The organism is Calidithermus roseus, from assembly GCF_003574095.1.
Classification (GTDB): domain Bacteria; phylum Deinococcota; class Deinococci; order Deinococcales; family Thermaceae; genus Calidithermus; species Calidithermus roseus.
Genome location: NZ_QWLA01000149.1, coordinates 1 through 1,968, shown reverse-complemented (window position 1 = coordinate 1,968; position 1,968 = coordinate 1). Strand labels below are relative to the sequence as shown.

At 72.9% G+C, this 1,968-nt stretch carries 1 protein-coding gene and 1 pseudogene; both read right to left on the bottom strand.

The genetic code is table 11. The annotated features are described in order from the left end of the window. Positions 1-171 precede the first annotated feature (171 nt). Positions 172-1,527, bottom strand: coding sequence for a hypothetical protein (locus tag Mrose_RS18235; RefSeq protein WP_119280637.1), 1,356 nt, complete (start codon positions 1,525-1,527; stop codon positions 172-174). A 19-nt stretch (positions 1,528-1,546) separates the two neighbouring features. Then, a pseudogene (locus Mrose_RS19105) lies at positions 1,547-1,968 on the bottom strand (hypothetical protein); the annotation flags it as partial.

Genomic DNA, 1,968 nt, shown 5'->3' with positions numbered 1-1,968 from the left:
GCGCCAGCGTGCTGCTGAGGGTCCCCAGCGCGGTGGTGCCCTGGGAGCACAACTACGTGCTCAACGTCTCCCACCCGCAGTACCGCCGGGTGCACGTCGGCGAGCCCCGGCCCTTCGCCTTCGACCCGCGCCTGCTCAAGGGCTGACCGGCGCGGAAAGGGCGGCGGAGCCTCAGGGGTTCTCCCGCCCCGCGTAGAAGCAGGCGGGCAGGGTTTCCCCGTCCCCGAGCACGAACTCGCGGGCGGGGTCCAGCGGCACGCCGCAGAGGTGGCTGAAGCTGTATCGGCCGGGCAGCACCCCCACGTCGCCGGGGCCGCTGAACTCGTAGCTGCGGCCCACGGTGAGGTTCTGCGCGCGGGTGTAGCCCGCGAGGGAGAGGTAGACGACGGCCCGGCCCGACACCTCGAAGCGGTCGGTGATGGCCGTCTCGCCCGGGCGGAGCGTGGGGTTGACGTCGATGCGGGTCACCCGCTGGGCCTCGTCGCCCTCCCAGCCGTAGGACACGCTGCCCTCGAGGTGGGGGTTCAGGGCCACAGGCGCGGGGTTCTGGGGCGTGTCGGTCCAGACCCGGTTGAGCGGGGCGCTCGCCGCACATACCCGGCGGTCCTCGAGGTAGTCGTACTCCAGGCACAGCGAGTTGCTCCACGAGCGCTCGATGCTCGCGGAGGCGTCCACCGGCCAGGCGCCGCCCTTGGGGATGGGCATCTCCCAGACGTCCATCGTGTTCCGGTTCGCGCCCGGCCAGTTCCCCAGGGAGGCCGCGGAGGTGCCGTCGCCGTTTTGGGGGAGGTTCTCGGCAGCGTAGCGCACCGTGAGGGGGTCCACGAGGCCCACGGCGTAGCCGGCGATGCCGCTCGCCCCACCCGCGCAGTACACGCGGGTGTTGACGTAGTACACCTTCCCCGGCTGCATGCGGCCAGGGTCGATGACAAAGCGGCCCTCGAAGCCCGACACCGCCGCGCAGCCCCCGCCCCCGCCGTACTCGAAGGTGATGGCCGGGGCCGACGGGGACAGCGGGATGGCCTCGGTGTAGGTCTGGGTCACGGAGGTGTTGGGCCACCAGAACAGGCTCACCAGCCCGAAGGACAGCGCCCAGGCCGTCCCCCACAGCAGGTTTTTGTAGTCGATGCCGCTCTTGGTCAGCACCGCCTGGCCGTTGCGCCGGAGCACCCCGTCCTTGACGTCCACCCGGTGGTCGATGCGCAGGTAGGCCACGTCGGCGCTCCTGTAGGTGACGGCGGCACGGGTCACCTTCCCTGCCTGTACGGGCACCTGCTGGCCGTAGGTGTTCACAAGGGCACCCGATGAATCTACCGGCTTGATCTCGCGCCCCTGGGCGTAGGGCACGCTCAGGGCGGTGACGGCGTAGGTCTTCTCGCTCGTCTCCCCGAGGTCGAGGGCCAGGCAGCGCTCGCCCCACGCGCGCACCTCGGCCTTCTGCACGAGCTCGCCGGGGGGGCGGTCGCAGGCCCCCGCCAGCGCGGGCGCGAGGGTCAGCAAGCCGATGGCGATGGTCGCGTTTCTCACTTTCCACCTCCTCAGGGGCTCAGGGGCACTCGTAGACCCGGGCGCCGGGGTCCACCGCGCTCCCGTCGGAGGGGTAGACGCACACCCGGGGGGCCACCCCCGGCGCCCCGTCCTCGAAGCGCACGTCCAGCTCGAGCATCCCCGGGTAGCGCTCGAAGCGGTAGCGCACCGTCCCTGCCTCGCCCACCCCCTCGCTGGGCACCTCGGCGCGGAGGGAGGGCGGGTCGGGCCGCCAGACCCCGCTGCCGTCGGGGGCCCTGACCTCGGCGAAGCGCAGGGTGTAGGGGCCGGGCTCGGCGGCCTCCTCCCGGGCGCCGGCTGCGGCGCTGTAGCGGTAGCTGGCGAAGGGGCCGTCGGCCTCCACCTCCGCCGCCAGGCCCCCCGGCAATCCGGCCACCTCCCAGCGCAGCCGCCCCCCCAAACGCTGGTAGCTCACCCGGG